Annotated in this window: 7 protein-coding genes and 2 pseudogenes; 8 read left to right on the forward strand and 1 reads right to left on the reverse strand. The window is 64.7% G+C overall.

The window, feature by feature from the left end; genetic code table 11:
• The 7 genes and pseudogenes from ACILRA_RS16345 to ACILRA_RS16375 all read left to right on the forward strand — a co-directional run.
• Nucleotides 1–152: pseudogene (locus ACILRA_RS16345) on the forward strand (ABC transporter substrate-binding protein); the annotation flags it as partial.
• Nucleotides 153–293: 141 nt separating this feature from the next.
• A complete protein-coding gene (locus ACILRA_RS16350; RefSeq protein ID WP_395663138.1) occupies nucleotides 294–1,088 on the forward strand; it encodes a lytic transglycosylase domain-containing protein in 795 nt (264 codons plus the stop codon).
• Between the two features lie 2 nt (nucleotides 1,089–1,090).
• A complete protein-coding gene (locus ACILRA_RS16355) occupies nucleotides 1,091–1,315 on the forward strand; it encodes a DUF3329 domain-containing protein (protein WP_395663139.1) in 225 nt (74 codons plus the stop codon).
• A gap of 40 nt (nucleotides 1,316–1,355) precedes the next feature.
• Entirely contained in the window at nucleotides 1,356–2,429 is a 1,074-nt protein-coding gene (locus ACILRA_RS16360) for an aldo/keto reductase (protein ID WP_395663140.1), read from the forward strand.
• Between the two features lie 196 nt (nucleotides 2,430–2,625).
• Nucleotides 2,626–3,870, forward strand: coding sequence for a M20 family metallo-hydrolase (locus ACILRA_RS16365; RefSeq protein ID WP_395663141.1), 1,245 nt, complete (start codon nucleotides 2,626–2,628; stop codon nucleotides 3,868–3,870).
• Nucleotides 3,867–5,360 (forward strand): M20/M25/M40 family metallo-hydrolase, encoded by a 1,494-nt coding sequence (locus ACILRA_RS16370; protein WP_395663142.1) that lies wholly within the window; start codon nucleotides 3,867–3,869, stop codon nucleotides 5,358–5,360. The genes ACILRA_RS16365 and ACILRA_RS16370 overlap by 4 nt, the downstream gene beginning before the upstream one ends.
• A 91-nt stretch (nucleotides 5,361–5,451) precedes the next feature.
• A pseudogene (locus tag ACILRA_RS16375) lies at nucleotides 5,452–5,799 on the forward strand (RidA family protein); the annotation flags it as partial.
• A 117-nt stretch (nucleotides 5,800–5,916) separates the two neighbouring features.
• Here ACILRA_RS16375 and ACILRA_RS16380 read toward each other — a convergent pair.
• Nucleotides 5,917–7,257 (reverse strand): NAD(P)/FAD-dependent oxidoreductase, encoded by a 1,341-nt coding sequence (locus tag ACILRA_RS16380; protein WP_395663143.1) that lies wholly within the window; start codon nucleotides 7,255–7,257, stop codon nucleotides 5,917–5,919.
• 49 nt (nucleotides 7,258–7,306) lie between these two features.
• Here ACILRA_RS16380 and ACILRA_RS16385 point away from each other — a divergent pair.
• Nucleotides 7,307–7,860: FAD-dependent oxidoreductase (locus ACILRA_RS16385; RefSeq protein WP_395663144.1), on the forward strand; the 554-nt coding region annotated here is incomplete at its 3' end.

A 7,860-nucleotide genomic window follows, 5' to 3' on the forward strand; every position in this document is an offset into this window, starting at 1 on the left:
AGCTCACCGAAGGCTCTGACGGCACGCTCGACGCCGCCGCCGCCGACCGCACGGTTGCAACCCTGATGAAGGGCGGCTCCGACCCGGTCATCAGCAAGAAGCCGGAAGGTGCCTGGACCTCTGCCGTAACCGACAAGGCCAAGGGCATGTAATGCAAGGACCTGCGGGGGCCGGTCACGGCCCCTGCAGGTCGCTTTGTTTCGTTTTTGCCAAGATTTTGACCTAAAGAAAGGTGACAGGCACTGTACGCAATGGCAGTGTCCCGCCCGTGACTTGAGACTCTGGAGCAAGACATGCGGCTGACCGTTCTTGGTTTCTCCCTGCTTGTGGCTTCCGTGGCGCCTGCCCTTGCCGCGTCCTGCGGCAACACGGGCTCGGGCTTCGACACGTGGAAGGCGTCCCATGCGGGCGAGGTGGCCGCGCAGGGTGTGGGCCGCAAGGGCCTCGCAGCGCTGGAAGACACGCGCTACTCGGCAGCGACCATCAAGGCTGACCGCGCACAGCATTCCTTCAAGCTCAGCCTCGACGAATTCATGGAAAAGCGCGGCGCTGCCACCATCGTGCGCCAGGGCCGCAAGCTCAAGGCGCAGAATGCGGCACTCTTCGCCAAGCTCGAGAAGCGCTATGGCGTGCCAGCTGGTCCGCTCATCGCCATCTGGGGCATGGAGACGGCGTTCGGCAGCTATATGGGAAAACAGAACACCGTTTCCGCCGTCGCAACGCTTGCCTATGACTGCCGCAGGCCCGATTTCTTCCGCGAGCAGTTGGTGGCAGCGCTGAAGCTGGTTGATGAAGGTGTTCTTTCCTCATCCTCCATCGGCGCCATGCATGGCGAAGTGGGGCAGACGCAGTTCCTTCCCAAGAACGTCTTCCTCTATGGTGCGGATGGCGATGGTGGCGGCATCAATCTCAACAAGAAGGCGGATGCGCTGGCCTCCACCGCAAACTTCCTGAAAGGCCATGGCTGGCAGCGCGGCAAGGGCTACCAGCCCGGCCAGGCGAATTTCGCGGCCCTCCAGGGCTGGAACGCCGCCAGCGTCTACCAGCAAGCGTTGGCCATCATGGGCCGCCAGATTGACGAGGAGTGAGCGTGGCGATGTTCAAGAACGAGCAGAAGCATCCTTTCTACCGGCCGCTGTGGCGGCGGATTGCGATCATCGTGACGGTCGCCCTCTGGCTCCTCTTCGAGCTCTACCAGCAGAATTCCGGGCTGTGGATCGCCATTGCCGGCGGTATGCTGGTTTATGCGGTCTACACCTTCCTCATCGCATGGCCGAAGGATGAGCCAAGGGATGACGCGAGCCCGGGTGCCTGATAGTCTCGCTCCCCGGAAATAGGAAGGGGAACCACAGTCCATGGAATACCGTCAGCTCGGCCGCTCCGGCCTCAAGGTATCGCTGCATTCGCTCGGCACGATGAATTTCGCCAGCGAGGGCCTGTTCGGCAAGATCGGCACTGTCGGCTCGCTCAAGGACGCAGCCCGCCTCGTCGACGTGTCGCTCGATCACGGCGTAAACCTGATCGACACCTCGAACATCTACACCACCGGCAAGTCGGAAGAATTGCTGGGCGAGGTGCTGAAGGGCCGCTCCTCCCAGATCCTGGTGGGCAGCAAGGTGCGCTTTCCCATGGGCAAGGGCCCCAATGAGCAGGGCCTGTCACGCTACCACATCATCGACCAGTGCGAGGCCAGCCTCAAGCGCCTGCAACGCGACCGCATCGACATCTATTATCTCCATGAATGGGACGGCCAGACCCCCGTCGAGGAGATGATGGAAGCCCTCGACACGCTGGTGAAGCAGGGCAAGATCCGCTACGCTGCCTGCTCCAATTTCTCCGGCTGGCACATCATGAAGTGCCTGATGGCCGCCGAGCGCCATAACTACCAGCGCTTCGTGTGCCAGCAGATCCATTACTCCGTCGAAACGCGCGACGCGGAATACGAGCTTCTGCCCATCGCCGTCGACCAGGGTGTTGCGGCCCAGGTGTGGAGCCCCATCGCGGGCGGCTTGCTCTCCGGCAAGTTCCGGCGCAACGCGCCGCCGCCGCAGCTCTCCCGCCACCTCAACGAATGGGGCGAGCCGCCAATCCGCGACGAAGACCGGCTCTATCGCATCATCGAGGCGCTGGTGGAGGTGGGTGACGCGCATGGCGTCTCTGCCGCGCAGGTGGCGCTGGCCTGGCTTGCCGGGCGGCCCGGCATTGCCAACATCATCGTCGGTGCCCGCACCGAAGAGCAGCTGAAGGACAATCTCGCCGCCGCCTCGCTGGTGCTGACAGCCGAGCAGAAGAAGCGCATCGACGATGTGAGCCTGCAGTGGCTGCTCTATCCCTACTGGCACCAGTGCAACACGGTAGGCGACCGCTTCAGCGAAGCGGACCTTGCCCTTCAGGCGCCGCACCTCGCCAAGGTGAAGCCGCGGCTGTAACCAAACAAAGCATGCACGGCATTAAGAGGTGGCGTCATCCCGGCGAAGGCCGGGATCCAGCTTCCTTCACCGTGCATGCTGAACCAAAGCTGGATCCCGGCCTTCGCCGGGATGACGGCCGGAATAAAGATGACGGCCGGAAGAAAGATGACGGCCGGAAGAAAGATGACGGCCGGAAGAAACAGGAGCTCCCTTCATGACCTCGCGCACCAACCTGACCATCAATCCGCAGCGCCTGTGGGACACGCTGATGGACACCGCCAAGTTCGGCGGGACGCCCAAGGGCGGCATCAAGCGTCTCACCGTCTCCGACGATGACAAGCGCGTGCGCGACTGGTTCAAGGCCGAATGCGAGAAGCTGGGCTGCACCGTGGAGGTGGACGAGGTGGGCAATATGTTCGCCACCAGGCCTGGCAAGCGCCAGGACCTGGCGCCCATCGCCATGGGCTCCCATCTCGACACGCAGCCTACCGGCGGCAAGTTCGACGGCGTGCTGGGCGTGCTGGGCGCACTCGAGGCCATGCGCACGCTGGTGGACATGGGCTATGAAACCAATGCGCCCATCATGATCGTCAACTGGACCAATGAGGAAGGCTCGCGCTTTGCGCCCGCGATGCTGTGCTCCGGCGTCTACGCGGGTGTCTTCACCACCGAGTTCGCCTATTCGCGTGAAGACCGGCAGGGCATCAAGCTCGGCGATGAGCTTGAGCGCATCGGCTACAAGGGCAAGGCCAAGGCAGGCGACATCACGTTCCAGGCCATGTTCGAGCTTCATATCGAGCAGGGCCCGATCCTCGAGGCCGAAAACAAGATGATCGGCGTCGTCACCGGTGTTCAAGGGATGCGCTGGTATGAGGTGACGGTGAAGGGGCAGGAATCCCACACAGGGGCGACACCCATGGGCCTGCGCAGGAACGCGCTGCTGGGCGCTGCACGCATGATCGAGGCCATTCATCAGGTCGGCATGAACAATCTTCCGGGGGTCGCCTCCGTCGGGTTGATCGAGAACCGGCCCAATAGCCGCAACGTGGTGCCGGGCGAAGTGTTCTTCACCGTCGACCTGCGCCATCCGGACGAGAGCGTGCTGGACAAGATGGAGGCGGATTACAAGGCTGCTCTGCCGAAGATCGCGGCCGATCTCGGCGTCGACGTCGAGGAAAAGCGCATCTGGATTTCGCCCGCGGTCACGTTCGCGCCGGCTCTCATCGACTGCGTGCGCGCGGGTGCGGACCAGGCCGGGTATTCGACGCGCGAGATGGCGAGCGGTGCTGGCCATGACGCGGCCTATATCGCGCGGGTGGCGCCCACCACCATGATCTTCGTGCCATGCCTCGGCGGCATTTCGCACAACGAGGCGGAATCGACGACGCTGGAGGAATGTGGTGCAGGCTCCCAGGTGCTGCTCAACGCGGTCCTCACCTATGACCGGTCTCTGGCGTGAGCAATGACATTGCGGCGCGGGCGCGGGAGATTGCTCTGGCGCTCACGTCCTGGCCATCCGTCACCGGAACGGCGGAGGAGGCCGCATTTGCAGGCAGGCTGGCGGACTACATGGCGCAAGCCGGAAAGGCCTGGACCACGCCAATCCCCGGCGACCACCGCTCGAACGTCTTCGCGCTGAAGCGGGGGCGCGGCCGCCGCTGCATTTTGCTGACGGGGCACTTCGACGTGGTGCCCGTCTCGGATTATGGCGCGCTGGAACCGCTCGCCTTCACGCCGGAGCGGCTTCTGCCGGACATCGTGGCGAAGCTGCGCCGCACGGGTGAGAACCCCCGGGCGCTGGCCGATTTTGAAAGCGGAGCGTTTCTTCCCGGCCGCGGGCTTCTCGACATGAAGGCAGGCCTTGCGGCGGCAATCGCGGCGATGGAGGCCTATCGTGGCGATGCCAATCTCCTGTTCCTCGCGGTTGCCGACGAGGAGGACCGTTCGGCGGGCGCGCGCGCGGCGGCGCCGCTCATCCCCGCCGTTGCGGAGGAACACGGGCTCGATATCGATCTCGTCATCAATCTCGATGCAATCTCGGACCAGGGCGACGGGTCGGCGGGGCGGGCCGTGGCGCTCGGTTCCATCGGCAAGCTGCTCGTCACCGCCTTCGTCGCGGGCAAGGAGGCGCACGCCTGCTATCCGCAGGATGGTGCGAACGCCGCCTATCTCGGCGCTGAATTGCTGACGGAGTTCGAGATGGCGGACGAACTTGCAGAGGCGAGCGGGCCGGAGGTCGCGGCTCCCCCTACGGCGCTTCATGCCAAGGATCTCAAGTCCGGCTACAACGTGACCACCCCGGCGCAGTGCTGGCTGTACTGGAACACGCTGCAGCACCGGCGATCCGCGGCGGAGGTTCTCGACATTTCACTGCGGCTGGCCCGGCGTGCCATGGCGCGTGCGCGAAACAGGCTGGGCCGTGACGTTCCGGTAATGAGCTATGCCGAACTGGCGGCGCGCGTGCCAAAGGACGTCTCGGCCGGTATCGCTGCGAAGGCCGCGGCGCTGACGCAGCTCGACCTGCCCGAGCGTACCAAGCAGGTGACGGCGGAGGTCTGGGCGGCCTCGGGCCTGTCCGGACCCGCCGTGGTCATCGGCTTCGGCTCCATTCCCTATCCGGCGGTATCGCTGGGGGATGCGAGGCTTGAAGACGTGATCGTGAAGGCCGCAGCCGGGCATGGCCTTTCCACCTTGCGCTACTTCCCCGGCATCTCGGACATGAGCTTCCTTGGCGAGGCCTCCGGCGACCTGGCGGCTGCCGCGGCCAACACGCCGGTGTGGGGCACAGGCTTCGTAATGCCCGGCTCAGCTGGCCATCCGTGCATCAACATCGGCCCGTGGGGGCGGGACTATCACCACTGGCTCGAACGGCTTCACGCACCCTATGCATTCGAGACCTTGCCGCGCGCTCTGCTCAGCGTGATTGATGGCGTAGCCAAAGCCCGCTAGCGCTCAGTTCCTGAGCATGATCTTGCCGCAAAAGTGGTTTCCACTTTTGCGGATCATGCTCTAGAACAAAGCGGTCTTCAGGGAGGATCCAATGACATTGAAACGAATCGACGCTGGCAAGCGCATGAGCTCTGCCGTGATCCACGGCGGCAAGGTCTATCTCGCAGGCTTCGTGGCGGAGGCGGCTGCGGGCAAATCCGTCAGTGAGCAGACGAAGGACATTCTTGGCCAGATCGACGTGGTGCTGAAGAAGGCCGGTACGTCGAAGACGAACATCATCAAGGCCAATATCTGGCTCACCGACATCAAGACCTTCGCCGAGATGAATTCCGCCTGGGATGCCTGGGTCGTTCCGGGCCAGACCCCGGCGCGCGCCACCGTCGAATCGAAGCTCGCGGCTCCTGGCCTCGATGTCGAGATCATGGTCGAAGCGGCCATCCTGAAGCCAGCCGCCCGGAGGCCCGCCTCTGCCGCCAAGCGGGCCGCCAAGGCCGTTGCCAAGAAGCCCGCCAAGAAGCCGGCCACCAAGGCGGCCAAGAAGGCCCGCAAGAAGTAGCTATCTCCTATCCTGCCAGCCGTACCAGACATAGGCGCCCTTCAGATAGAGCGGGCGGAAGGCGGGCAGGGGGAAACGGGCGAGGCGGCGCGTGAGCACGGGTGAAAGCTCGCCAGGCGCCGCCCTTCCCGTGAGGAGACGCGCCACCGCGCGCCCGCTCCATGAGCCCATGGCGACGCCATTGCCGTGGTAGGCGATGGCCGTCCACACTGTTCTGGCCTCGTCCAGCGCTCCGATATAGGGCACGAGATCGTAGGCGAGGCACACGAAGCCGCGCCAGTAATGGGTGATCCCGGCGTCCCGCCATGCGGGGAAAAGGTCCCTGAACGCACCCTCCAGAACCGGCCGGTAGGCCTTGGCGCCGTGATCCGATGCATCCGTGCCGCCGCGCCCGCCGAACAGGAAGCGGCCGTTGGGCAGCAGCCGGAAGTAATGCAGGAGCTTGCGCGAATCATAGGCCATCAGCGGCGATGTCCAGCCCTGGGATTGCAATTCGTCCTGGGTCAGCACGCGGGTCACGAGGATGCTGGACAGCGCCGGCATCAGCCGGCCGCCGTGACGGGGTGATACGTCCTCCGGCGTATAGCCATTGGTGGCGACGATGACGTGGCGCGCGGTAAGCCGGCCTTCCGCCGTATGGAGGACGTGGCCCTGCGGCGTCTCTTCCCAGCGTATCAGCCGTGAACTGCCATGGATCCGCGCACCCGCCTTTGCCGCTGCCCGGGCGAGGCCGCGCGCATAGTTCAATGGATGGATGCCGAACCCCGTGTTGCCCTTGAGGCCCGCGTGAAAACCCGGCCCGTTGAGGCCGCGGGCCACGAGTTCTTCCCTGGGCAGGAATTCGGTCCGGTCGCCGAAGGTCTCGAGCAGGAAGGCCTGCTCGTCACGCAACTCCGCGACCCGGCCCGGCAGATGCGCCAGGGTTACCTCACCGTCGCCTGAGGCCCAGGCGTCGATCCCGAAGCGGTCGAGGGTCTCGCGCACCAGTGCGACGGACTGGTGCATCGTCTGGTAATAGTGCCGGGTGGCTTCGAGGCCATAGCTGCGGATCATCTGCCCATAGGAGAGCTTGTGCGAGCCGATGCAGGCGAAGCCGCCGTTCCGCCCCGATGCGCCCCAGCCCACCCGTCCCGCCTCGAGCACGCGCACCTCGACACCCGACTCGGCGAGCTCGAGAGCTGCCGAAAGCCCCGTGAAGCCCGCGCCGATGATCGCCACCTCGCAGGTCTCCTCCGACCGCAGCGGTGCAGTGTCGATCCCGAGCGGGTCTGCCGAGGCTTCCCAATAGCTGTCAACCGCTCGGTCGAAATGGAAGGCATGCGGATGGGTGGTGGAAGGCATGATGCGTCCTTGCTAGCATTGCCGGCATGCAAGATCAAAAGGGGTGGATATGAGGGCGCTTGTGCTGGGGGCTGGCATCGTCGGCATCACCATGGCCTATGAGTTGAACCGCGATGGCCATGAGGTGACGGTGATCGACCGCGAGGCGGAACCCGCCGCGTTTACCAGCTTTTCCAACGCTGGCCTGTTCGCGCCGGGCCATGCCTATGCCTGGTCTTCTCCCGCTGCCCCGAAAATCCTGCTCCGCTCGCTGTGGCGGGGCGACCAGGCGCTGCGCTTCAGGTTCTCCACCGACCCGCGATTCTGGAAATGGATGTGGCGCTTCTGGGGGGAGTGCACGCCCGAGCGCGCAGCACTCAACACCACGCGCAAGGTGAGGCTCTGCAATTACTCGCTCGACGTCTTCCACGAGACGGTGAAGCAGACCGGGGTTAAGTTCGACGGGCGTACCGGCGGCCTCATCTATCTCTATCGCTCGGAGGCGGCGCTGAAGGCGGCCTCCGCCAAGTCGCACATCCTGACCGACAATGGCTGCCGCATCGAGACGCTGGACCGTGACGGCGTTGCAAAGCGCGATCCTGCGCTTGCGCCCGTGAAAGAGAA

The sequence above is a fragment of the Aestuariivirga sp. genome (assembly GCF_044239095.1).
Lineage (GTDB): Bacteria > Pseudomonadota > Alphaproteobacteria > Rhizobiales > Aestuariivirgaceae > Aestuariivirga.